22 protein-coding genes and 2 tRNA genes are annotated in these 24,808 nt (G+C 38.5%); 12 read left to right on the top strand and 12 right to left on the bottom strand.

Features of this window, described 5'->3' with window-relative positions; all coding sequences use genetic code 11:
* Nucleotides 1-170: 170 nt before the first annotated feature.
* Together fabD and FEDK69T_RS06775 are read left to right on the top strand one after the other, a co-directional pair.
* Entirely contained in the window at nucleotides 171-1,043 is an 873-nt protein-coding gene (gene fabD, locus FEDK69T_RS06780) for an ACP S-malonyltransferase (RefSeq protein ID WP_023573410.1), read from the top strand.
* Nucleotides 1,044-1,154: 111 nt separating this feature from the next.
* Nucleotides 1,155-1,406 carry a hypothetical protein gene (locus tag FEDK69T_RS06775; protein ID WP_023573409.1) on the top strand — a complete coding sequence of 84 codons (252 nt, stop codon included), beginning with the start codon at nucleotides 1,155-1,157 and terminating at the stop codon, nucleotides 1,404-1,406.
* Between the two features lie 90 nt (nucleotides 1,407-1,496).
* Here FEDK69T_RS06775 and galE read toward each other — a convergent pair whose 3' ends face one another.
* Both galE and FEDK69T_RS06765 read right to left on the bottom strand, forming a co-directional pair.
* The gene (galE, locus tag FEDK69T_RS06770) at nucleotides 1,497-2,528 is read right to left on the bottom strand and encodes a UDP-glucose 4-epimerase GalE (protein ID WP_023573408.1); all 1,032 of its coding nucleotides are present in this window, start codon (nucleotides 2,526-2,528) and stop codon (nucleotides 1,497-1,499) included.
* A gap of 67 nt (nucleotides 2,529-2,595) precedes the next feature.
* Complete coding sequence (locus FEDK69T_RS06765) at nucleotides 2,596-3,726, bottom strand: DegT/DnrJ/EryC1/StrS family aminotransferase (RefSeq protein ID WP_035630087.1); 1,131 nt, start codon at nucleotides 3,724-3,726, stop codon at nucleotides 2,596-2,598.
* Nucleotides 3,727-3,826: 100 nt separating this feature from the next.
* On the opposite strand from FEDK69T_RS06765, the gene FEDK69T_RS06760 reads away from it, so the two are divergent.
* The 4 genes from FEDK69T_RS06760 (at nucleotide 3,827) to FEDK69T_RS06745 (ending at nucleotide 8,148) form a co-directional block, all read left to right on the top strand.
* Entirely contained in the window at nucleotides 3,827-5,059 is a 1,233-nt protein-coding gene (locus tag FEDK69T_RS06760) for a 3-deoxy-D-manno-octulosonic acid transferase (protein WP_023573406.1), read from the top strand.
* Between the two features lies 1 nt (nucleotide 5,060).
* Complete coding sequence (locus FEDK69T_RS06755) at nucleotides 5,061-5,525, top strand: GNAT family N-acetyltransferase (RefSeq protein ID WP_023573405.1); 465 nt, start codon at nucleotides 5,061-5,063, stop codon at nucleotides 5,523-5,525.
* Between the two features lie 11 nt (nucleotides 5,526-5,536).
* Complete coding sequence (locus FEDK69T_RS06750; RefSeq protein WP_023573404.1) at nucleotides 5,537-7,693, top strand: S46 family peptidase; 2,157 nt, start codon at nucleotides 5,537-5,539, stop codon at nucleotides 7,691-7,693.
* Between the two features lie 206 nt (nucleotides 7,694-7,899).
* Nucleotides 7,900-8,148, top strand: coding sequence for a hypothetical protein (locus tag FEDK69T_RS06745; RefSeq protein ID WP_023573402.1), 249 nt, complete (start codon nucleotides 7,900-7,902; stop codon nucleotides 8,146-8,148).
* A 75-nt stretch (nucleotides 8,149-8,223) separates the two neighbouring features.
* Here the strand turns inward: FEDK69T_RS06745 and FEDK69T_RS16145 are convergent, their stop codons facing one another.
* Nucleotides 8,224-8,352, bottom strand: a complete 129-nt coding sequence (locus tag FEDK69T_RS16145; protein ID WP_262488002.1) for a hypothetical protein — start codon at nucleotides 8,350-8,352, stop codon at nucleotides 8,224-8,226.
* Nucleotides 8,353-8,355: 3 nt separating this feature from the next.
* Nucleotides 8,356-9,882 (bottom strand): GH3 auxin-responsive promoter family protein, encoded by a 1,527-nt coding sequence (locus tag FEDK69T_RS06740; protein ID WP_023573401.1) that lies wholly within the window; start codon nucleotides 9,880-9,882, stop codon nucleotides 8,356-8,358.
* Between the two features lie 128 nt (nucleotides 9,883-10,010).
* Here FEDK69T_RS06740 and FEDK69T_RS06735 point away from each other — a divergent pair, with 128 nt between their 5' ends.
* Nucleotides 10,011-10,808, top strand: coding sequence for a DUF2797 domain-containing protein (locus tag FEDK69T_RS06735; protein WP_023573400.1), 798 nt, complete (start codon nucleotides 10,011-10,013; stop codon nucleotides 10,806-10,808).
* Between the two features lie 27 nt (nucleotides 10,809-10,835).
* On the opposite strand, the gene FEDK69T_RS06730 is transcribed toward FEDK69T_RS06735, so the two are convergent.
* Together FEDK69T_RS06730 and sppA are read right to left on the bottom strand one after the other, a co-directional pair.
* Entirely contained in the window at nucleotides 10,836-13,466 is a 2,631-nt protein-coding gene (locus FEDK69T_RS06730) for an AsmA family protein (RefSeq protein WP_023573399.1), read from the bottom strand.
* Nucleotides 13,467-13,565: 99 nt separating this feature from the next.
* Nucleotides 13,566-15,332 carry a signal peptide peptidase SppA gene (gene sppA, locus FEDK69T_RS06725; RefSeq protein ID WP_023573398.1) on the bottom strand — a complete coding sequence of 589 codons (1,767 nt, stop codon included), beginning with the start codon at nucleotides 15,330-15,332 and terminating at the stop codon, nucleotides 13,566-13,568.
* A 128-nt stretch (nucleotides 15,333-15,460) separates the two neighbouring features.
* Here sppA and folK point away from each other — a divergent pair, with 128 nt between their 5' ends.
* The gene (gene folK / locus FEDK69T_RS06720) at nucleotides 15,461-15,970 is read left to right on the top strand and encodes a 2-amino-4-hydroxy-6-hydroxymethyldihydropteridine diphosphokinase (RefSeq protein WP_023573397.1); all 510 of its coding nucleotides are present in this window, start codon (nucleotides 15,461-15,463) and stop codon (nucleotides 15,968-15,970) included.
* 26 nt (nucleotides 15,971-15,996) lie between these two features.
* On the opposite strand, the gene FEDK69T_RS06715 is transcribed toward folK, so the two are convergent.
* Together FEDK69T_RS06715 and FEDK69T_RS06710 are read right to left on the bottom strand one after the other, a co-directional pair.
* Nucleotides 15,997-16,527 (bottom strand): RNA methyltransferase, encoded by a 531-nt coding sequence (locus tag FEDK69T_RS06715; RefSeq protein WP_023573396.1) that lies wholly within the window; start codon nucleotides 16,525-16,527, stop codon nucleotides 15,997-15,999.
* A 67-nt stretch (nucleotides 16,528-16,594) separates the two neighbouring features.
* Nucleotides 16,595-17,137, bottom strand: a complete 543-nt coding sequence (locus FEDK69T_RS06710) for a DUF1573 domain-containing protein (RefSeq protein ID WP_023573395.1) — start codon at nucleotides 17,135-17,137, stop codon at nucleotides 16,595-16,597.
* A gap of 144 nt (nucleotides 17,138-17,281) precedes the next feature.
* On the opposite strand from FEDK69T_RS06710, the gene mutS reads away from it, so the two are divergent.
* The 4 genes from mutS to FEDK69T_RS06690 all read left to right on the top strand — a co-directional run bounded on the left by mutS (nucleotide 17,282) and on the right by FEDK69T_RS06690 (nucleotide 20,781).
* Entirely contained in the window at nucleotides 17,282-19,888 is a 2,607-nt protein-coding gene (mutS, locus tag FEDK69T_RS06705; protein WP_023573394.1) for a DNA mismatch repair protein MutS, read from the top strand.
* Nucleotides 19,889-20,031: 143 nt separating this feature from the next.
* Nucleotides 20,032-20,104 (top strand) — tRNA-Gly (locus tag FEDK69T_RS06700).
* 14 nt (nucleotides 20,105-20,118) lie between these two features.
* A tRNA-Leu gene (locus tag FEDK69T_RS06695) sits at nucleotides 20,119-20,202 on the top strand.
* A 237-nt stretch (nucleotides 20,203-20,439) separates the two neighbouring features.
* Nucleotides 20,440-20,781, top strand: a complete 342-nt coding sequence (locus tag FEDK69T_RS06690; protein WP_023573393.1) for a YegP family protein — start codon at nucleotides 20,440-20,442, stop codon at nucleotides 20,779-20,781.
* A 37-nt stretch (nucleotides 20,782-20,818) separates the two neighbouring features.
* Here FEDK69T_RS06690 and clpX read toward each other — a convergent pair whose 3' ends face one another.
* The 4 genes from clpX to FEDK69T_RS06670 all read right to left on the bottom strand — a co-directional run bounded on the left by clpX (nucleotide 20,819) and on the right by FEDK69T_RS06670 (nucleotide 24,738).
* Nucleotides 20,819-22,051, bottom strand: coding sequence for an ATP-dependent Clp protease ATP-binding subunit ClpX (gene clpX, locus FEDK69T_RS06685; RefSeq protein ID WP_023573392.1), 1,233 nt, complete (start codon nucleotides 22,049-22,051; stop codon nucleotides 20,819-20,821).
* Between the two features lie 72 nt (nucleotides 22,052-22,123).
* Complete coding sequence (clpP, locus tag FEDK69T_RS06680) at nucleotides 22,124-22,783, bottom strand: ATP-dependent Clp endopeptidase proteolytic subunit ClpP (RefSeq protein WP_023573391.1); 660 nt, start codon at nucleotides 22,781-22,783, stop codon at nucleotides 22,124-22,126.
* 84 nt (nucleotides 22,784-22,867) lie between these two features.
* Nucleotides 22,868-24,193, bottom strand: coding sequence for a trigger factor (tig, locus tag FEDK69T_RS06675; RefSeq protein WP_023573390.1), 1,326 nt, complete (start codon nucleotides 24,191-24,193; stop codon nucleotides 22,868-22,870).
* A gap of 200 nt (nucleotides 24,194-24,393) precedes the next feature.
* Entirely contained in the window at nucleotides 24,394-24,738 is a 345-nt protein-coding gene (locus FEDK69T_RS06670) for a phage holin family protein (RefSeq protein ID WP_023573389.1), read from the bottom strand.
* Nucleotides 24,739-24,808: the final 70 nt, after the last annotated feature.

Below are 24,808 nucleotides of genomic sequence, written 5' to 3'. Positions count from 1 at the left end.
TTTTTTATTGACACAAAAGATGCTTTCTCCATAGCCCCGATGGGAGTGACATCCCCCGCCGAAAAGCGGGGATATAGCGGACAGCGGGAACGACGATTCCAAAAATGCCCGAATGTTTACGCTTCTAAAAAAAACCTTATTTTTGCATCATAAAACTAAATCAAGAAAAGATGAAAGCATATGTATTCCCGGGTCAGGGTGCACAATTCACCGGAATGGGCAAAGATTTATATGAAAATTCGGCTGTTGCGAAAGAACTGTTCGAAAAAGCCAACGAAATATTAGGATTCCGCATCACCGACATCATGTTTGAAGGTACGGCTGAACAACTAAAGGAAACCAAAGTTACACAACCGGCGGTATTTTTACACTCGGTTATTTTAGCGAAAACGTTAGAAGATTTCAAACCTGAAATGGTAGCAGGACACTCATTAGGTGAGTTTTCAGCTTTGGTTGCCAATGGAACTTTATCGTTTGAAGACGGATTGAAACTGGTTTCACAACGTGCTTTAGCGATGCAGAAAGCTTGTGAAATCACTCCATCTACTATGGCCGCTGTATTAAATCTAGAAGATAAAATTGTAGAAGACATTTGTGCTTCTATTGACGGTGTCGTAGTAGCGGCTAACTATAACTGTCCGGGACAATTGGTAATTTCCGGAGAATTGAAAGCAGTAGAAGAAGCTTGCGAAAAAATGAAAGAAGCCGGAGCAAAACGCGCCTTAATCTTACCGGTTGGTGGCGCATTCCACTCTCCTATGATGGAGCCGGCACGTGAAGAACTGGCTGCTGCAATCGAAGCTACAACATTCAACACCCCTGTTTGCCCAGTATACCAAAACGTAACGGCAAGTGCTGTTTCCGATGCGAATGAAATCAAAAAGAACCTGATTATCCAATTGACAGCCCCGGTAAAATGGACACAGTCAGTACAGCAAATGATTGCCGATGGAGCAACATCATTTACAGAAGTTGGCCCTGGAAAAGTATTGGTTGGATTGGTTAACAAAATCAATAAAGAAGCACAAACCATTTCGGCTTAATTTTAGAAACAAAATTTGGATAAAATTTTTACTTCGAAATGTTTTTAATTAAAAAAAAAAATTAATTTTACCCATAAGTATAAATAATTATTAATTCTTAAAAATTAAAAAATGAAAAAAACACTTTTAGCTTTAGCTTTTGTTGGAGCATTGATGGTTTCTTGTAAAGAAAAAACTGAAGAGAAAATGGAAGAGGCAACTGATGCTGCTGCAACAGAAATGACTGAAACTGTAGATACTGCTGCTGCTGCTGTTGAAGCTGCTGCTGACACTGCTACTGTTAAGGCTGCTGATGCTGCTGCTGCTGGTGCTCAAAAAGTAGAAGAAGCTGCAAAAGAAGTTAAAGAAGATGCTAAAAAGTAATTTTTAAAGACCGGTTTATCCGGTCTTTTTTATAAAATAAATCTTTACAAATAAAAACTCCCAAATCGTTGATTTGGGAGTTTTTATTTATTAGCTATTTACTTTTATCGCTTTTCTTATTTTCTGTTCCCATTTCCAGGCGCTGCTTAATGCCTCTTCTAAGGTAGATTCAGCTTTCCATCCCAGAACCTTATTAGCTTTATCTGTATTTGCATAAGCGGAGATAACATCCCCTTCTCTTCTCCCTACTATCTTATATGGTAATTTTTGCTGGCTTACCTTTTCAAATGCGTGAATAACTTCTAAAACAGAACTCCCTTTCCCTGTTCCTACATTGAAAACTTCTGTCTTTTCCACATTTTTCTTTTCAAGCAAACGTCTTAAAGCTACCACATGGGCTTTTGCCAAATCAACCACATGAATATAATCGCGGATGCAGGTTCCGTCCGGTGTTGGATAATCATCTCCAAAAACAGACAATTCCTGGCGCAATCCAATTCCTGTTTGTGTAATAAACGGCACTAAATTCTGAGGTACACCTATTGGCAACTCACCAATTTCGGCACTAGGATGCGCACCTATCGGATTAAAATAACGAAGTAAAACAGCATTGATATCGGACACTTTTACAACGTCTTTAATTATTTCCTCTCCGATTTGCTTCGTATTTCCATAAGGCGAGATAGCTTGCTGAACAGGTGCATCTTCGGTAATTGGCATTTTTTCAGCCTGACCATAAACTGTACACGAAGAACTGAAAATAAAATTAGCATTGCCTTTTTTCTCCAACTCCTGAAGCAGATACACTAGTGAGCTGATGTTGTTTTCGTAATACATCAACGGGTTTTCAACACTTTCCCCTACTGCTTTTGACGCAGCAAAATGAATCACACCGGAAATATCAGAATGGCGCTTAAAAAAATTCTGAACGGTATTTTTCTCGCGCAAATCCAATTTCTCAAAAATAGGCGTCTTACCCGTAATTCTTGAAATCCCATCTAAAACATCAAGAGAAGAATTCGATAAATCATCAACAATAACAACATCAAAACCTTGATTTTGCAATTCTACCGCTGTATGCGATCCGATAAAACCCAATCCTCCAGTTACCAATATTTTCATCTCGTGAAGTGTTTTGAATTTAAACAATAATCGATTACATTGTTACAAAAATACACTTTATAACCTGTTATTTAAAAAATTCAAGAACTGAATCGACAATAAAGCTGATTTGCTCGTCATCTAACTCAGTGTGCATCGGCAATGATATCACCTCTTTTACTAATTGGTTTGTTACCGGAAAATCTTCCTCTTTGTATCTTGAATCCAAATAAGCCTTCTGACTGTGCAACGGAATCGGGTAATAAATGGCACAAGGAATTCCTTTTGCCTGAAGGTGATCCATTAGTGCATCACGATTTGCATCAATGATACGTAACGTATACTGGTGGAAAACATGCCAATCGCATTCATCCGGAATAACTGGCGTAATGATATTTTTATGACCTTCAAATCCTTTTGAATATTTTCGGGCCGCGTTTTGTCTCGCCTCATTGTACAAATCCAAAAAAGGCAATTTAGCATTCAAAACTGCTGCCTGTACACTATCCAAACGAGAATTCACACCAACCACATCATGATGGTAACGAACGTACATACCGTGATTTACGATACCGCGCAGTGTGTGAGCCAAGTCATCATCATTGGTAAAAATTGCACCGCCGTCACCATAGCAACCCAAGTTTTTAGAAGGAAAGAATGATGTCGCCCCTACGTGACCAATAGTTCCCACTTTTCGTTTCGCACCATCTCTTCCGGTAAAATCAGCACCGATTGCCTGAGCATTATCTTCGATTACATATAAATTGTGTTCTTTGGCAATATCCATTATGGCATCCATATTAGCCGCACGACCGAACAAATGAACCGGAACAATTGCCTTGGTTTTTGGAGTGATCGCTTTTTTAATGGCTTCAATGGAAATGTTCATATTATCCATTTCCACATCTACCAAAACAGGTGTAAGGCGCAGCAAAGCGATTACCTCAACTGTCGCAGCAAAAGTAAAATCCGCCGTGATTACCTCATCACCAGGCTCAAGTCCTAACCCCATCATGGCAATCTGAAGCGCATCAGTACCATTAGCACACGGTATCACATGTTTAACTCCTAAATAATCTTCAAGACTCTTTTGAAACTTCTGTACTTGCGGTCCGTTAATGTAAGTATTAGTATCTAAAACCTCCTGAATAGAAGCGTTTACGGTATCTTTTATTTTTTCGTATTGACTTTTCAGGTCAACCATTTGTAATTTTCTCATTTGAAAAACGATTTTTAAAACACGCAAAAGTACGAATTAAACCAGAATGATTTATGGATAACGAAAAGAAACCGTAATTTAGCGCGACAAAAGAAAAGTTATGTTTTTCCTCTATAATCTGGTGGTTCAAATAGCCGGTTTTCTGTTGCAGATTGCGGCCTTATTCAGTTCAAAACTTAAATTATTTGTAGATGGCCGAAAGTCAGTTTTCGATACGCTATCCTCTAAAATTTCAGCTTCCGACAAAACCATCTGGTTTCATGCCGCCTCGCTAGGAGAATACGAACAGGGACTTCCGGTCATGGAACAGATCAAAGAAAAATTCCCAAACCATAAAATTCTGGTAACGTTCTTTTCACCATCCGGGTATGAAGTCCGCAAAAACAACAATATAGCACACGCTACCGTTTATCTTCCTTTGGACACCCAAAAAAATGTGAAGGAATTTTTAAAACTGGCGCGTCCGGAAATGGCTTTCTTCATCAAATATGAATTTTGGCCCAATTACCTGAATGAACTTAAAAACCAGAATATCAAAACCTATTTGATTTCGGGGATTTTTAGAGAAAAACAAAGTTTCTTTAAATGGTACGGTGGTTTTTACCGAAAGGCACTGAAAAACATTAACTACTTTTTTGTTCAGAATGAAAGCTCAAAAAAACTGCTTCAAAGTATCGGCTTTCAAAACATAAAAGTATCTGGCGACACCCGTTTTGACCGCGTGGTTTCCATTTTGGATCGCGACAATTCACTGGATTTCATCGAAGAATTCAAAAATGACTCCACAACCATTGTTATTGGTAGTTCGTGGCCCAAAGACGAATCTTTATTAACAAATTACATCAATCAATCGGATAGCAGTGTAAAATTCATCATTGCACCACACAATATTAAAGCAGAGCAGATTGCCAATCTTAAATCGCAAATCGCCAAAAAAACGGTTTTATTTTCGGAAAAAGACAGTCAGAATCTTGCCGAATATCAGGTTTTCATCATTGACACTATCGGTATTTTGACCAAAATTTACAGTTATGCTGACATCGCCTATGTGGGCGGAGGCTTCGGAAACCCGGGCGTACACAACATTTTAGAGCCGGCAACTTTCGGAATCCCGATTGTGATTGGACCAAATTATTCCCATTTTGCAGAAGCCACGGCTTTGGTAAATATTGAAGGCTGTATTTCAATCACCAACCAAAGCGAACTGAATCAGGCTTTTGACTTACTAGTGCAAAATGAAGACGAACGCTACGAAAAAGGACATGTCTGCTCGACTTTTGTTCAGATGAATAAAGGCGCAACAAATACGATTCTGAAACATATTCTTCCGTAAGATGCATCCGAAAACAGAATTCAGAGCACTGACTTTATCAGACATCGAGAAGATTATCCCACTGATGCAGCAGTTTTACGCCATCGATAATTATCCATTTGATACAGAAAAATCGAAAATGCTTTTCAGGGAATTTATCGAAAATGAACATTTAGGAAAAGCATGGCTTATTTACCGTGAGCAAGAAATTATCGGCTATCTAATCCTGACATTTGTTTTCAGTTTTGAATACGGCGGAACCATTGCCTTTCTTGACGAATTGTACCTTTCTGAAAGTATGCGGGGAAAAGGAATCGGGAAAGAAGCCGTCCAATTTACACAAGCAGAAGCCCAAAGACTGAAGCTGAAAATAATCTATCTGGAAACAGAAGAACACAATGAAAACGCGCAAAAATTGTATCTTGCCAACGATTTCACGGTACATCATCGGAAAATAATGAAACATATAGTACAACAACACCTTTAATAACCAAAACAATGAAATTTTTAAGACTCCTTATTATTTTATTCGTTCTGCCAATCTACGCTCAGCAAGGCGGCATGTGGGTTCCTTCTTTACTGAAAGGAATGAACGAAACCGAAATGAAAAATTTGGGAATGAAAATCTCGGCTGAAGATATTTATTCCGTAAACCATTCCAGTTTAAAAGATGCGGTTCCGCATTTTGACGGAGGCTGTACTGCCGAAGTAATTTCTCCGAAAGGATTAATCCTGACCAACCACCACTGTGGGTTTGACAACATCCAGAGCCATTCTTCGGTTGAACACGATTATTTAACTGACGGTTTTTGGGCTTATAAAATGGAAGACGAGCTTCCTAACAAAGATTTATTCGTAACCTTTATCATCCGCATTGACGATGTTACCAATAAAGTTTTGGAAGGCGTTGCTAATCTTCCGTCAGAAACAGAAAAACAAAAGAAAATCCAGGAAAACATTGCGATGCTGAACAAGAACCTTCCAAAAGAAACATGGCAGGAAAACAGCATCAGAACGTTCTACGACGGAAACCAATATCTTTTATTCGTTACCGAAACATATAAAGATGTACGTTTAGTAGGAGCACCGCCTTCATCTATCGGAAAATTCGGTTCCGATACAGACAACTGGGTTTGGCCGCGTCATACCGGTGACTTTTCATTGTTCCGCATTTATGCAGGAAAAGACAACCGCCCGGCAGAATACTCTAAAGACAACATACCTTACACTCCGAAACATTTCTTCCCGGTTTCCATAAAAGGAGTTAAAGAAAACGACTTTACCATGGTTATGGGTTACCCTGGAAGAACACAGGAATATCTGCCTTCGTATGCCGTAGAGCAAATCGTTAACTCATTAAATCCTGCTAAAATTGAAATCCGTGACCGCGCCTTAAAAACGCAGGACGGTTTTATGAGAAAAGACAATGCCATCAAAATTCAGTACGCCGCCAAATATGCACAAGTGGCTAACTACTGGAAAAAATGGATTGGTGAATCAAAAGGCCTAAAAAAAACAAATGCGGTAGCCAACAAACAACAATTTGAAAAAGACTTCACTTCTAAAGTTGAAAAAGCAGGTAAGCAAGCAGAATACGGAAATGTGTTAGCCGATTTCAAAACCACTTACAACGCTATTGCTCCTTATGCATTGGCCCGTGATTACTTTTCGGAAGTTGTTTTAAGAAATACCGAAATATTAAGTTTCGGATACAAACTATACCAATTAGAACAGGTTTACAACACCAAAGGCGAACAGGCTTTTAAAGATAGAAAAGCAAACCTTATTGCTGGATTCGAACCGTTGTACAAAGATTTCAATGCTAAAGTGGACGAAAAAGTTTTCGAGCAATTGATCGAATTGTATTCTAAAAAATCACCGCAACAATTTTTACCGGAAAGCATTAAGAACATCAACCCTGAAGCCACAGCCAAATCCATTTTTACCAATTCGAAACTGACTTCTTATGATGGGCTAAAAGGATTATTGGAAGGCGATGTAAAATCCGTAATCGCTAAAATGAATCAGGATCCGGGATTTGCACTTGTAAAAACCATTGCTGACGCTTACAATAAAAATGTTGCTCCGAAATACGACGAATTAAACCTAAAAAACATCGCACTGCAACGCACATACATGAAAGCAATCTTGGAATTAAGCCCGAAATCAGCACGTATTTTCCCGGATGCCAACAGCACCCTTCGTGTTACTTACGGAAAAGTAAAAGGCTATAAACCAAGTGATGCAGTAAGCTACGAACCAATGACCTATTTGGACGGAGTGATGGAAAAACACATCCCAGGCGATTATGAGTTCAACGTTCCTCAGAAGCTGATCGATTTATACAATGCGAAAGATTATGGTCAGTATGCTGATAAAAACGGAAAAATGCCAGTGGCTTTCATTGCAACGAATCATACGACAGGAGGAAATTCTGGAAGCCCTGCTTTAGACGCCAACGGCAACCTAATCGGATTGAATTTTGACCGTGTTTGGGAAGGAACTATGAGCGACATCCAATACGACCCTTCAATATGTAGGAATATTATGGTTGACATGCGCTATGTTTTATTCGTAATCGACAAATATGCCGGAGCCAAAAACCTGATTGAAGAAATGAAATTGGTTACACCGACAACTAAGAAGAAAAAATAACATAAAACTGTAAATCAAATACATACCGAAAAACAAAGAAAACTTAACTTACAATTACAATTTTCTTTTATTGGCATGAAATTTGTTTTTACAGTCCTGGGATCCAAAGCAATATTTTTTTGAAAAAATGAAAAAAAATATTTCATGCAATAAAAAAATTTATATCTTTGCCCCGAATTAATAATTAACCTTTATAATTTAGTAAGATGAAAAAAGTTGTTTTAAGCTTAGCTTTAGTAGCTATGATGAGTGTTTCTTTCGTATCATGTAAAGAAACTGCAAAAGAAGAAACTGTAACTGAAGAAGTTGCTCCAGCTACTGAAGAGGCTGTTGAAGCTACAACTGAAACTGTTGATTCTGCTGCTGCTGCTACTCCAGCTACAGAAGCTACTCCAGCTACTGAGACTGCTGCTCCTGCTGCTGCTCCAGCTGCTGAAGCTCCAGCTGCTCACTAGTATTTTAAATACAGTAAGAAAAAAAATAGTCCTGCTTTTGCAGGACTTTTTTTTTGCAGTATACTAAACTAAAAACTAACAAGGTTTCACAAAAGCCGTTTTCTCTTTTGCCAACTCACATCTTCCCGGTCCGCAACCCAATCTTTTAGGGCCACAAGACACTATCAACCCTATCAAGGCGACAATCAACAATACCTTTCTCATATATTAAATAATTTCAGAGAGCTGCATTGCTTTTAACTGCTCCAAATACTCTCTTTGATTTGACAATCTTGGGATTTTATGCTGACCGCCTAACTTATCCTGCTCTTTAAGCCAATCATAAAACAAATTAGCGCGTGCCACATTTAAAACCAACGGATTTAATGTCATATTATTATAACGCTTCGCTTCATAATCCGAGTTCACTTCCTGCAAGCACTGATCCAATAACTTACTGAATTCTTCAATATTGGCCGGATGTTTTCTAAACTCAACCATCCATTCATGTGCTCCTTTTTCTTTTCCTTCCATAAAAATAGGGGCAACCGTATAATCGATTACCTCACAATTCAACTGCTGACATGCTTTTGCCAAGGCCATATCGGTATTTTCCACCATCAGTTCCTCTCCAAAAACATTAATATGATGCTTAGTCCTTCCGGAAACGCGAATACGATAAGGACTTAAGGACGTAAAACGAATAGTATCACCAATCAAATATCGCCACAAACCGGAATTGGTTGTTATTACCACGGCATAATTCTTATTTAGTTCCACTTCCGCAAGTCGGATCACACGTTGATTAAGCGTTCCGAAAGTATCCATCGGAATGAATTCATAGAAAATCCCGTAATCCAACATCAACAATAAATCACTGGAATTATTAAGATCCTGAATCGCAAAGAACCCTTCGGATGCGTTGTAAATCTCGTAATATTTAAAATCAGCCTTCGGTATTATTTTTCTGTATTGTTCGCGATACGGCTCAAAACTCACCCCGCCGTGAAAATACACTTCAAGATTCGGCCATATTTCCAGGAGATTCTCTTTTCCGGTCACTTCCAGCATTTTATTCAGCAGTACCAGCATCCAGGAAGGGACACCGGCAAAACTGGTTACATTTTCATTCCTGGTTTCGTTAATAATCGCCTGAATTTTGGTTTCCCATTCACTCATTAGAGACACCTTATTACTTGGTGTACTGCTGAATTCCGCCCAAAAAGGCATATTATCAATAAGAATAGCCGACAAATCCCCAAAGAAGGTATTATTATCCTCATACAACTGCTTACTTCCTCCCAAGCGAAGGCTTTTACCAGTGAACAACTCTGATTCCTCGTTGTTATTCAGATAAAGGCATAACAAATCTTTACTAGCCTTGTAATGGCAATCCTCAAGCGCTTCATTACTTACCGGAATAAACTTACTCTTTGCATTTGTTGTACCGCTGGATTTGGCAAACCATTTAATAGGCGTACCCCAAAAAACGTTCTGCTCCCCTTTTCGGGTAAGTTCTATCAAAGGCTCCAACTCTTCATAGGTTGATACCGGAATTCTTTCGGAAAAGGTTTTATAGCTTTTAATGGTTGAAAACTCATACTTCTTTCCCAACACAGTTCCTTCAGCACTTCGAAGCAGGTTAAAAAGCAGTTCCTCCTGTACTTCATTGGGATATTTCAAAAACAATTCCATCTGATGAATTCGCTTCTTCAGAATCCAGCTGGCAATTGAATTTATGATCGTTAACGGCATCTTTTCGCAATTATGAATTATGAATTGTAAATTATGAATTATAACTTTACAACATTACCAAATATAACAAATTTTAGCGATAATTTTGCCCGCATGGCTCGATTCCTAAATTTTCTAATCCTAAAAAAATGACTTACGAAGGCGTACTAACAAAAATGCAAACCGAGTTCGGAAACCCGATTCAGTACTATCTGGTTTTCGAAAACAGCTTTTTAAACATCAACCAACTGCTCAACAAGGAATTGGAAATTACCTTTCAAGGATATCAATGCCTAAATTGCGGAAAGAAAAAGAAAATTTTCCGCCAGGGATTCTGTTACGATTGTTTCATGTCGAGCGCAGCCGCAGGAGATTGGATCATGAAACCGGAATTAAGCACAGCCCATTTAGACATTGAAGACCGCAATTTAGAATACGAAAAACTAGTTCAATTGCAACCGCACATTGTTTATCTGGCCTTATCGAGCGAAATAAAAGTTGGAGTAACCCGAAAAACACAAGTCCCTACGCGATGGATTGATCAGGGTGCCGTTCAGGCAGTACCCATCGTAGAAGTTCCAAACCGTTATTTAGCAGGTATTACAGAGGTAGCTTTAAAAAATCATTATGCCGACAAAACCAACTGGCAGAAGATGCTTAAAAATGAAATTCCAGAGGTGGATTTGGTGACCGAAAGAAACGGTCTTGGCAATCTGATTCCTGAAGAAGTCCAGCCTTATTTTGAAGCTGTTCCTGAAAAAAAATACGAATTAGTCTATCCTGTTTTAGAATATCCAAAAAAAGTGAACAGTTTGAATTTAGACAAAACCCCTCAATTTACAGGAAAACTTTCAGGCGTAAAAGGTCAGTACCTCATCTTTGAAGACGGCACGGTATTCAATGTGCGAACCTTTGAAGGATATGTAGTAAAAATAAGTTTATCATAAAAAAAGCCCCTTTATGGGGCTTTTAAATTATGGAGTCTGTTGTTTTGGCTCTTCTTTCTTCTTCTTCTTACCTAACAGATCTTTAATAGCATTTGTTGCTGCGTTTTTAATATCCTCTTTTGGCTGAGTAGTTTGGGTTTTAGTTGAATCTTTTGGAGCCGCGTTCCCCTTAGTACCACTAAGTATATTCCCTAAAGCCGAAGTTCCCTGATTGATTAACTTATTTTTTTGGTAATCAACCAGCTGCTTAGTAATATTAGCTATTGCCGGTTTCATATCTGTAGTTACTTTCGGGTTTTTGAAAGTTCCGGTCATCATGGCATTTACCGGTACATTTTGCAGCTTTGCTTGTTCTGCCGGAGTCAGCTTTGCCAATAATTTATTCACATCCGAACCCAAATATTTTGCAGGCACATCAAATTTTAAATTATAATTCATCGACTGATCAAAACCGTGTGAACCACCAACTGTAACCTTAATATCCTGATATTTTAAGTCAATCGGTTTCACGTTAACCCTACCGTTACTAAAAGAAAGAGCGGCTTTTACATCATTCAGACTCAACTTGTTTATATCAACAAATTTCACGTTTGATGCCAATGAAGACAATAGCTGTGAATTTTGCGCATTCACTTTAGTGCTCAATAACTGTCCGAATAAATCCCCCGAAATGGTTTTCAGATCCGGCGTCATCTCCATCGCATCCAGATTCCCGGAAAGTTTAATGGTAGAATTCAATTTACCATCGATAACCCCCGCTATAGGAGCTATGGATTTCAACATATCCAACTGAGTGAATGACTTAGCTATATCCACTTTATTCAATCCTAAATCCATTTTAAATGACGGCACTTTACCTTTAGTGGAGACCACACCATCTACTCCGATTACACCGTCGAAAAGACTGGTTTTCAAATTTTGCAGCGTAACAGCTTCATCACGGATAATCATTTTTCCGGAAACATCTTTCAACGTCAGATTATCATACACAACGGTATTCGCTTTAGCAGTAACGGCGCAATCCAGGAAGGCCGGAATTTTAACCGCTTCTTTTTTAACTGCTCCTTCTTTTCCTTCTTTAGACGACGGAGCTGATGGCGCCATGAAATCTGAAACCAAAAACTGATTAGAACTCATATTGAAATTCGCTTTCAAAATCTGATCTTTGAATACAAATCCATAGAAATTATCCAAAGTTCCCGTTAGATGTACATCTGATTTACCTGTTTTTAAATCCAACTGATTCAAACGAATCTGATTCGGATTAAACGCCACAACTGCTTGTGAGATCTGAACAGGTTTCGCCATTTCCGGACCCGTGTAATTAAATCCGGTAAGCGTCATATTCCCTGAATTCTGAATATTCTGGTACTGACTCGTTTCTACCGATTTCATATCAAACTTCGTAACCACGTCGGCTTTCAGGATCCCGGAAAGCGGTTTATCCAATTTAACCGGATAAGCTTTCGTCACATTGGCCAGATTAACAACACCTTTTAATTCAGCATTTACCAAGGCATTTTCGGCTACATTTCTAATGTTGGCTTTTGCGCTGAAAATATCCTGATCGATACGGAATGACAATTTATCCAGATTCACATAAGTATCATTCATTAAACCGGTTTCGTTGATGATTTTAGTATCTATTTTAATATCCTGAACCGATTTTGGTAAATCAGGATATTGGAACGAAGCATTATCAGAAGCGATAGCAATATTGAATTTTGGAATAGTTGTATCGGTCAATTCACCTTTTACAGTTCCATCCACTCTGAATTCACCGGTAGTTTTTACCGTACTGATGTTACCCGCATAAGCCGCCGGAATCAGTCCTAAGAAATTTTTAAAATCAGAAGTCGGTGTTTTAAATTTCAAGTCATACACCTGTCCTTTTTCCACCATCTGGATAAACCCGTCAAACTCCAATGGCAATTGATTAATTAACGCCTTATTGTTTCGGAACGTATACTTTTGATTTTTCATATCGATTCCCAAAACTGCATCAAGGGACAAGGCTACATTATTCATGTAATTCATTTTATCCATATCCAATGACAATTTAGCTGTCGACTTGGTCTTTAAATCCAGATTATCCGCTGCTAAATCACCTGTTCCTTCATGGTTCAGGCTATCGATAACCATTTTGATTTTCGATTTTTCATCCGTATAACGGAAACGAAGATTCTCGATCGAATATTTTTGGATACTCATGGCAAACGGCTTGCTCTTAGACTCGTCTTCAGGCTTTTCTTCTTTTAAAGCGATGTCGAAATTGCCGATACCGTCTTTATTAAAAATAATGTTCACCAATCCGTCTTTTGAAGAGAAACCTTCAATGTTCATGGCTTCGCCTTCCCCTTTGAACAACTCTTTTACCGACATTTTCAGGTTGACTTCACCGGCATAAAACAACGTATCCCCTTCAAAAGGCGCTTTGTTGATAATACTCAGCTTATCAATAGTTACACTGGCATTGGGAAAGTTTTTAAAAAGACTTAACCCAACATCTTCAAAAGCTATTTTAGCATCAACTTTTTCGTTTATGGATTTAGTTACCAGCTCTTTTATTTTGTCTTTGAACAAAAAAGGAGTAGCTGCTAAAGCGACAATAATAACCAACAGAGAAATCCCTGCTATCTTCAAAATTTTCTTTGCCATTTTTAAAACTATTAATCTTACGAAAATACTACAAAAAACAAAACCAACTTATCTATAAAACGTAAATAAGCTGGTTTAGTTGTTTATGGTCGTTGATTTTTACTGAATATTCATTTCAAAAGGCATTACCGCCTGAACGCCTCTTCGCTGGTTTACCTTTCTGATTCGGTCTAAAACCTGATAATTTTCCTCACCGATTTCCTCCTTAATCAAAGCTTCTTTTGACTGAAACATCGAAATACCTCCTAAATTACGAAGCAAATCTTCAAAGGTTTTTTCGTATTCCGGAAAATCTTCTGTTCTGTATTCTTTTATTTTTGCCAATGTAGCCGCATGTTTAATCGCCGCATCCATTCCGCCGATTTTATCCACCAATCCTAATTTTAAAGCATCGGCCCCAGTCCATACACGTCCTTGCGCAACGGCATCAACCTGTTCAACAGTCATTTTTCTTCCTGCCGACACACGCTTTAAAAATGTGGTGTAAATAGTTTCAATACTCTCCGTTACCACTTCCTTAAATTTATCATCAATTGGTTCAAAAATGCTGTAACCGCTTGCATTCTGATGTGTTTTTACCTGTTCGGCATTAATCCCCAGTTTAGTAGCCAACGGATGGAAATTAGGCAAGGCCCCGAAAACCCCGATAGACCCAGTAATCGTATTGGCTTCGGCAAAAATCGTATTAGCATTGCACGAAATGTAATAACCCCCTGAAGCCGCTAAATTCCCCATGGAAACAACAACCGGTTTTACTTTTTTAGTCAGCTCAATTTCCCTCCAGATCAATTCGGAAGTCAACGCATTTCCCCCTGGAGAATCCACGCGTAAAACCACAGCTTTTACATCATCGTCATTTCTCGCTTCTTCCAATGAACGGCGCATCGAACCTTCTCCAATATAACTTACATCGCCTTCTCCAGATTGTATTTCCCCCTGAGCATAGACGATGGCAATTTTGTCTTTCTTGGAATAATCGCTGTTGGTTCTAGCTACGCCCTCGGCATAATCCAAAATACTTATTTTGTTGTACTCTTCATCTTTTTCAACCTTCAGCGCTTTACGGATACCGTTGTGGTATTCGTCTTCATACCCTATTTTATCAATCAGATGTTTCTGCAACGCTAATTCAGGGGTACGCGCTCCAAGTGAGTTGGCAATGGCGTTCAAACTATCTACGGAAATCTTTCTGCTCTTGGAAATATCAGCAACCACTGAAGTCCACATTGAATTCAACAAAGCGCTCATTTGCTCTCTATTTGCCTCGCTCATTTCATTTTCCAAAAACGGCTCAACTGCACTTTTGTATTTACCGTGACGGATGACTTCCATTTTAACTCCGGATTTATCTTCGAAATCTTTAAAGAACAACACTTCGGCAGACAATCCTTTAAATTCCATTTCCCCTACCGGATTAAGATAAATCGTATCGGCAACGGAATTCAGATAATATTCTTTCTGTGAAAACGCATTAGCATAAGCTACAACAAATTTCCCCGATTTCTTGAATTCTTCCAGTTTACGGCGAATGGCTTTACTTTGCGCTAATCCTACTACGGATTCGTCGTTCAAAATCGAAATCCCTTTAATTTTATCGTCGGTTTTGGCTGCATCGATAGCATTTAAAACATCAGTTACGCCATCGTGTTTGGTTTCAAAATAATCAAAATCCGTGAACTTGAATTGTCCTCCATAGTCCTGCGTCACTTCCTTCAAATCCAATTCAATAACCGAATTCTTCTTCACTTTGACATGATCGCCATCACCACCAAAAATGGCGCCGATCAAAACAATCCCAAAGAAGAAAATCATAAAAAACACAAACAATCCAACGACTGTCGCCAATACATTCCCTAAAAATTTCATCGCTTTTTATTTTATAAGATAGGTAGCCAAAATGTTAAAAATGTTACAGGTAAGGGCTAAAAATTAATTCCCAAAGAAGAATAAAAAAAAACACTCCAATTCTGAATTTCTTTTAGTTATTTTGCCGTATGGACCGTCAGCATCAAGTCGTTTTATCATTAGGGAGCAATCAGGGAGACCGTTTGGAGAACATCCAAACATGTATTTCCTTAATCCACAAAACCGTAGGTACCGTTATTCGTGTTTCGAAAGTATATGAAACACCTTCCTGGGGATTTGAAAGCGAGGATTTTTACAATTGTACCTTATTGCTGCATACTGTCTTGCCGGCTGAAAAGCTTTTAACCAAAATTCTGGAAGCCGAAAAACAACTTGGCCGTATCCGAAACGGTCAACTTGGGTATCAGGCGAGAATCATCGATATCGACATTATCACTTTTGACGACCTTGTAATTGAGACCGAAACATTACATATTCCGCATCCGCAGATGCAAAACCGACTGTTCGTTTTGTTACCTATGCAGGATTTAAACCATGACTGGCACCATCCGAAAACGAATAAATCAATAGCCGAACTAATAACAGAAACAAAAGACAGCAGTGACTGTGTGGCAATAGGCGACTTAAAGGCTCCCTGAGAAAATTTCGCTATTCAAAACCAACGCTATTTTGCTATCTTTTGAAACAAATCCCAAACCACAATTCCGGCACTTACCGAAATATTTAACGAGTGCTTGGTTCCTAATTGAGGAATTTCGATAACACCATCACACAAATGAACGGCTTCCTGCGCCACTCCTTTGACTTCATTTCCAAAAACTAAAGCATATTTTTGGTTTTCTTTCACCTGAAAATCGTTCAGCATCACTGAATTTTCAACCTGTTCCACAGCATAAACAACAACGTTGTCTTTTTTCAGACTATCAATAACTTCCAAAACATCTTTGGCATATTCCCATGTTACGGTTTCGGTAGCCCCCAAAGCTGTTTTATGGATTTCTTTATTGGGAGGTGTCGCCGTTATTCCACATAAAAAGATTTTCTCGATTAAAAATGCATCGGCCGTCCTAAAAACCGAACCGATGTTATGAAGGCTTCGGATATCATCCAAAACAATAATTAAAGGCGTCTTATTTGCCTGTTTGAATTCTTCTATGTTTTTGCGCTCCAGTTCGCTATTCTCCAGTTTTCTCATTTTATTGCATTAAAAAAGCCTTCAAAATTAAACATTTTGAAGGCTTCAAATTTATTTTTTATAAAAATTAGCTTTTTACTTCCTGAATTTTTATAGGTGCTGCTGGAGTAGCAGGTGTTGCCGGAGTAGCTGGTGTTGCCGGAGCCGCAACTGCTTTCACATCACCTTTGATCATTAACAATTTAGGAGTTTCAGAAGCGTTTGTTGTAACTGTAACGTTCTTAGTAAACACACCTACTCTGTTAGTATCATATTTCACTTTAATAACTCCTTTTGCTCCTGGTGCGATTGGCTCTTTTGGAGCTTCAGGAACTGTACATCCGCAAGATCCTTGTGCACTCTTAATCACCAAAGGCTCATCACCATTGTTAGTGAATACGAATTCTCTCTGACCGTTTTCGTTCTGATTGATTGTTCCGTAATCAATAGTTTCATTTTCAAAAACGATACCAGGCCCTTTAACTGCAGGAGCAACAGCCTTTGTAGACTTCTTAGATTTTTTAGTTTTTTTTACTTCAGTAGTAGCTTTATTTGTTTTCGCCGTTTCCTGCGCTGTAGCAGCCGTAAGACCGAATACAAAAAATGCGCTTAGTAACAATATTTTTTTCATAACTTTTTGTTTTTAAACATTTAGAACGCAAATCTATTAAAAAAAGATTATTCGATTTATACGAAATCATAATTTTAATTAATTTTTAAGACAGCCACTTCTGAAATAAAGTCTTCATGTATATTTGCAAACAAACCTAGTATTATGTCGACAAAAGAAAAAGCGCCGAAGGAAACACCGTTAATGAAGCAGTACAACGAGATAAAAAACAAATATCCCGATGCTTGTCTTTTATTCCGTGTGGGCGATTTTTATGAAACTTTTGGAGACGATGCCATAAGAGCCGCGGGCATTTTAGGAATCACCTTAACCAAAAGAGGTGCCGGTTCTGATTCGGAAACCGCTTTAGCCGGATTTCCGCACCACTCCCTGAACACCTACCTCCCAAAATTGGTGAAGGCCGGTCTTCGCGTAGCCATCTGCGATCAGTTGGAAGATCCGAAAATGACCAAAACCATTGTAAAAAGAGGAGTGACGGAATTGGTAACGCCAGGCGTAGCTTTAAATGACGAAGTACTACATTCGAAATCCAACAACTTCCTGGCTTCCATTCATTTCGGAAAGAAAAACATCGGAGTTGCCTTTTTGGACGTATCTACCGGAGAATTTTTAACGGCACAGGGGAACGAAGAATATATTGACAAATTGCTACAGAACTTTAATCCGAGTGAAATTTTAGTTCAGAAACATTATAAAAACCAGTTTAAAGAACATTTTGGAGAAGATTTCCACTCCTTCTTTCTGGAAGACTGGATTTACAAAGAAGATTACGCTTTCGAACGCCTTACCTCCCATTTTCAGACCAATTCATTAAAAGGTTTCGGAATTGAAGAATTACAAGAGGGCGTCATTGCTTCGGGAGCGATTTTATACTATTTATCCGAAACACAACACAATAAAATACAGCATATCACCAACATCCATCGTATAGCCGAAGACGCTTACGTTTGGATGGACAAGTTCACGATTCGAAATCTTGAATTATACCACAGCTACAATCCGAACGCGGTTACCCTTTTGGAAGTTATCGACCGTACCCTTTCACCAATGGGAGGACGCTTGCTGAAGCGCTGGTTAGCGCTTCCGTTGAAAGATGCAAAGAAAATCGAAGGGCGCCATGAAGTGGTGGATTACCTGAAAACCAACTCGGAAGTACTGCAAAATATGCAATCCCAAATCAAACAGATTTCCGACCTGGAGCGTTTGATCTCGAAAATTGCCACAGGCAAAGTGAGTCCACGTGAAGTAGTCTACCTATGTAATTCGTTGGACGCCATCATCCCAATGAAAACACAAGCTTTGGAAAGCACTAATGAAGCCTTGAAAACAATTGGCGACAGCTTGCATTCCTGCGATTTATTGCGTGAAAAAATCAAAAACACTTTAAATCCGGAAGCGCCGGTTGCCATCAGCAAAGGAAATGCAATCGCCAAAGGAATTCACCCGGAATTAGACGAATTGCGCAGCATTGCTTTTTCCGGGAAAGAATACCTGGAAGCTATGGAGGCACGCGAAAGCGAGAAAACCGGAATCCCTTCCTTAAAAATATCATTCAACAATGTTTTCGGTTACTATATTGAGATCCGAAACACACATAAAGACAAAGTGCCTTCCGAGTGGATCCGCAAGCAAACTTTAGTAAATGCCGAGCGTTACATCACGGAAGAACTGAAAGAATACGAAACCAAGATTTTAGGGGCTGAGGAAAAAATCCACAAACTTGAAACCGATTTATTCGAACAACTGGTCCTTTGGATTTCCACTTACATCAAACCAGTACAGCTGAATGCTAACCTGGTTGCCCAATTAGACTGCTTGTGTTCTTTCACCCAATTGGCAATTGAAAACAATTACATTCGCCCGGAAATCGACGAGAGTTTCGATTTAGACATTAAAAACGGCCGCCACCCTGTGATTGAAAAACAATTACCTGTAGGAACACCTTATATTTCAAACGATGTTTTCCTTGACAACGCAACCCAACAGATTATCATGATCACCGGTCCGAACATGTCGGGTAAATCGGCCATTCTTCGCCAAACCGCCTTGATTGTTTTGTTGGCACAGATGGGAAGCTTTGTTCCGGCAGAAAACGTTCGTATGGGCATAGTAGACAAAATCTTCACTCGTGTGGGTGCCAGCGACAATATTTCGATGGGAGAATCCACATTCATGGTGGAAATGAATGAAACGGCTTCTATTTTGAACAACATTTCGAACCGAAGCCTAGTTTTATTGGATGAAATCGGACGAGGAACTTCTACTTATGATGGAATTTCGATTGCGTGGGCGATTGCGGAATACCTGCACGAACATCCGAATAAACCAAAAACGCTGTTTGCCACCCATTATCACGAACTGAATGAAATGGAACTTACTTTTGAACGCATTCAGAATTTCAACGTTTCCGTAAAAGAATTAAAAGACACCGTACTTTTCATCAGAAAGCTGGTAAAAGGAGGAAGCGCTCACAGTTTTGGTATTCATGTGGCTAAAATGGCCGGAATGCCGCAAACCGTGATCCAGAAAGCGCAAAAAATCCTTAAGAAGCTGGAAAAGGATCATTCCGGAGAAGCACTGGCAGGAATAAAATCAGACAAAGAAGAAATGCAGTTAAGTATTTTCAATTTAGACGATCCACTTTTGGAAGAAATCAAAGAAGAAATTCTGAATTTAGACATTAACACCTTGACTCCGGTTGAAGCTTTAATGAAGCTGAATGAAATCAAGCGCATGCTGGCTAAAAAATAACCGATTTGTAAATCATACGTTATCAAAGAATTAAAAAAAAGTTTATTTTTTTTTAGCAAAAACACTTGCAGAATTAAATTTATGTGTTACATTTGCACTCGCAATACAGAACAAGTGTTGCGGTTCTTTAAAAAGATGACAATGCGAAAATAGCTCAGTTGGTAGAGCGCAACCTTGCCAAGGTTGAGGTCGCGGGTTCGAACCCCGTTTTTCGCTCAAACCAATATAATGCTCGAGTGGTGGAATTGGTAGACACGCTGGACTTAAAATCCAGTGGACATTAGTCCGTGCGGGTTCAAGTCCCGCCTTGAGTACAAAAGCTTCAAACTATGTTTGGAGCTTTTTTTATTCCCATAATTTTCATTTTTTGTCACAAGTAAAATTGTTCAAGTTTTTTGCAGACACGAAGCAAACCTGCCTAACAAACAGATCAGTCGGACAGTAAAAACCTAACGAATCAAAAAGAACAAAAAACAACATTTAGTTAAATAAAAAGTCTCGTGTTATATCGAGACTTTTATATTTTTGCAGCCTTTAAACAAGCACTACAAATGGGAACTTTCGTCATCAGCAGAAAAGAGAACGGACTTATCAAATTCGAATTCAATTCCCGAAGAGGAAAAACCATTTTTACAAGTCAGAGTTACAAAACCAAGCAAGACTGTGAGAAAGACATCCTTTTTCTAAAAGAGCGCATCATAAATACCGCTTTTTTGAAATTCAAGACCCCTGCAGGAAAGTTTTTCTTTAAACTGATATACAAAGACCACATACACGGCATCAGCAGAAAATTCACTACCGAGCGACTTCTTTCCAAAGGATTGGACGAAATGAAAAACAACTTCGCTGAATCTGAAATCCTGGACTTCTCGGAGGAAATATTTTTCGATTAAAACATAAAAAAATCCCGAACAAGTCGGGATTCTTTTATTAGGATGCAGCCTGCAAACGCTGAAGCAAATTTTTACTCAGCGAATGTTCCGCATATTCTTTATCAATAAACAAACTGGTTTCATCAGAGCTTGGCAAATCATACATCGCATCGGTTAAGATAGCCTCACAAAGCGAACGCAATCCACGTGCCCCTAATTTGTATTCTAAAGCTTTATCCACTATAAAATCCAGAGCATCGTCCGAAATCGCAAACTCCACATCGTCCATAGCAAACAGTTTTTTATACTGTTTCACCAAGGCATTTTTAGGCTCTGTTAAGATTGCTCTCAACGTAGCTTTATCCAACGGATCCATATGAGTCAACACAGGAAGACGTCCGATAATCTCAGGAATCAATCCATAATCCTTAATGTCTTTCGGAATGATATACTGCAGCAAATTATCCTTATCGATAGCATCTGTGTTTTTAGACGAACCATATCCAACAGCCTGACGATTCAGACGTTTGGAGATGATACGATCAATACCATCAAAAGCTCCTCCGGCAATAAATAATATATTCTGGGTATTTACCTCTACAAACTTCTGATCCGGATGCTTACGACCACCTTTAGGCGGAACATTCACAACAGTCCCTTCCAGCAGCTTCAACAAAGCCTGTTGCACGCCTTCTCCGGAAACATCTCGTGTAATAGATGGATTATCACTCTTACGGGCGATTTTATCAATTTCGTCGATAAAAACGATTCCTCTTTCGGCTTTAGCCACATCATAATCGGCCGCCTGCAACAATCGGGTTAAAATACTTTCTACGTCCTCTCCCACATATCCAGCTTCTGTTAATACAGTAGCATCAACGATGGCAAGTGGAACATTAAGCATTTTGGCAATCGTTTTAGCCACCAGAGTTTTTCCGGTACCCGTTTGCCCAACCATGATAATGTTGCTTTTTTCAATTTCAACCTCATCGTCAAATTGCTTTTGCAACAAACGCTTATAGTGATTATACACCGCTACGGACAATACTTTTTTCGTTTGATCCTGACCAATCACATATTGATCCAGGAACGCACGGATTTCCTTCGGCTTGTTCAATACCAAATCGGTAAGCAATCCGGAGGCTCCGCTTTGTTTTAATTCTTCCAATACAATGCCGTGTGCCTGTTCAATACATTTATCACAGATGTGCGCATTGATACCAGCGATCAGCAAATTGGTTTCTGGCTTTTTCCTTCCGCAAAAAGAACACTCTAAAACTTCTTTAGCCATATTTTTATTTTTGTGCAAATTTACAAAGTATATTCCTGACTTTAAGCCCTTTAACTTTTAACTTGCGTTAATTTAACTTCTTCTCAAAACCTCATCGATCATACCGTATTCTTTAGCCTCTTCAGACTTCATCCAGTAATCTCTCTCACTGTCTTTAAACACCTTCTCGAAAGGTTGTTTTGAATGATGCGAAATGATCTGATACAATTCTTCTTTTAATTTCAACATCTCTTTCAAATTAATTTCCATATCAGTAGCAACACCTTGTGCCCCTCCTGACGGCTGGTGAATCATCACTCGAGAATGCGGTAATGCCGAACGTTTTCCGTCCGCACCCGCACATAACAAAACTGCCCCCATGGAAGCTGCCATTCCTGTACAGATAGTTGCCACATCCGGTTTAACAAACTGCATGGTATCGTAAATCCCCAATCCGGCATATACACTACCTCCCGGCGAGTTAATATAAATACTGATATCTTTTGAAGCATCCACACTTTCCAAAAACAACAATTGCGCCTGAATAATGTTTGCCACATAATCATCAACACCTGTACCTAAAAAAATGATCCTGTCCATCATCAAACGGGAAAACACATCCATTGACGCTACATTTAACTGACGTTCTTCTATAATGTACGGAGTCATACTTCCTACGATTTTATCGTAATACATACTGTTCACTCCGTGATGCTTCGTGGCATATTTTTTAAATTCTTTACCGTAATTCATATCGTAAACTTTATTGGTTTATAAGGTTAAAAAAAGCGCCAAACAAATGTCTGACGCTCAAATATACTTATTTTTTATGAAAAATTATTCTCCGTACATTTCTTTAATAAAGTCTTGATAAGAAACTTCTTTAGTGGTAGCAGAAACTTTTTCTTTGAACAAGTTTACCATCTTCTGACTCATGATCTGCTCAGAAAGACGCTTTACTTCTTCTTGATTTGACAACACTCGTGCCACGATACCATCAACATCAGCATCAGTCGGGTTCATTTGACCGAATTGCGCCATTTGTTTTTTGATCAAATCAGCAGTGAAGTCTTTTAATTCATCGAAAGTAGTTTGTAAATTATTTTCTACGATAACTTTTCCTTCGATTAACTGGTAACGTAACCCGTTTTCTGATTTTGCATACTCTTCTTCTGCCTGCTCCTCAGTTAAAGGATTCTCACCAACAGTTTGGATCCATTTTTTAAGGAATTCAGCCGGTAAATCAAATTTTGTATTTTCGATTAAGAACTCAGTAACATCGTTTAAGAATTTCTGATCTGCCTGAGCAGCGAATTGCTGTTCTGCATCTTCTTTGATTTTCGCTTTTACTTCTTCAACTGAAGTCACGTTTCCAGCTCCAAATAATTTATCGAATAACTCTTGGTTTAATTCAGCTTTCTCTGATGTGTTGATTTCCTCAACAGTAAAGTTAACTTCGACATCCAATCCATGAACATCGTCGTGATCTACTCTTAGGTAATCCATTAATTTGTGATCATCGTCAAAAAGACCTTTTGTTCCTAAAGCAACTACGTCACCAACTTTTTTACCGATGAATTTCTTAACATCTGTTTTTCTTTTGAAAATATCCAAAGAAATATTTACAGAATTGTTGATTCCTTTTTCTTCGTTAGAGAAAGTTCCTCTGATATCATCACCTTCTTCAACTTTTTCTTTTGAAATCAATTTACCGTATTGTTTCTGAATACGCTCCACTTGTTCGTCTAACATTTTATCGTCAGCAACAATGGTATATTTTGTAATTTTATTTTTTGCAGTTAAATCCACATTGAACTCAGGAGCCAAACCTAATTCGAATTCGAACTTATAATCTTCAGCATCCCAGTTGAAATCTTCAGTTACTTTAGGAAGTGGGTTCCCCAAAATATCCAATTTCTCTTCAACCAAATAATTGTTTAATGAATTTTGCAACAACTTGTTCACCTCATCCAAAAGAACTGCTTTACCATATTGCTTTTTGATTAAACTCATTGGCACAGCACCTTTACGGAATCCCGGAATACTAGCATTCTTACGGTAATCAGCCAATACTTTTTCTACCTGACCTGCATAATCGTCTTTTGTAACTTCCACCGTTACAATCGCATTTAACGCGTCTACGTTGTTTCTTGTAATATTCATTATTTACTTTTTTTACATACTAAAATAGGGTCGCAAAAATATAGATTTTTTACAACCCAACCAAGTTTTTAACTTATTGTCATTCATTTGATTATAATTATTCGCATTTCTTAGGCCGAAAGACAACAAAAAACGAATAAATATTCACTATTCTTAGCAGAAAAACTGTCTTTCATAAGACAAACAACACCGCCTTAAAATTAATCTTTAACAAACAGATTCAAAAACCACTGACTCAAAGACAGCACAACGCTAAAAATAAAAGCATTAACAAATATGTTCGGTTTGACTGTAAAATCGTCAATCAAATAGTCTGCCAGCAAAACCATAAAGGTATTGATAACCAACAAAAACAACCCCAACGTCATCAAGGTGATTGGCAAGGTAAAAAACACCAAAATAGGCTTCAGAAATGTATTAAGCAACCCCAACACTACTGCTGTTATTAAAGCCGCCTTGAAAGTAACGTCAATACCCGGTAGAAAATACGACAAAACAATAATCAGAATTGTTGTAATCAAAAGTCGGACAAGTAAATTTTTCATATGTAAATGGTGTTTTTTTCAGAAACCGGAATATCAGAGGATACTCTAATTTGTATTTTACAATCAGCCG

Origin of the sequence: Flavobacterium enshiense DK69, assembly GCF_000498495.1 — a bacterium.
GTDB lineage: Bacteria > Bacteroidota > Bacteroidia > Flavobacteriales > Flavobacteriaceae > Flavobacterium > Flavobacterium enshiense.
This window is presented reverse-complemented; position numbering and strand designations above follow the sequence as displayed.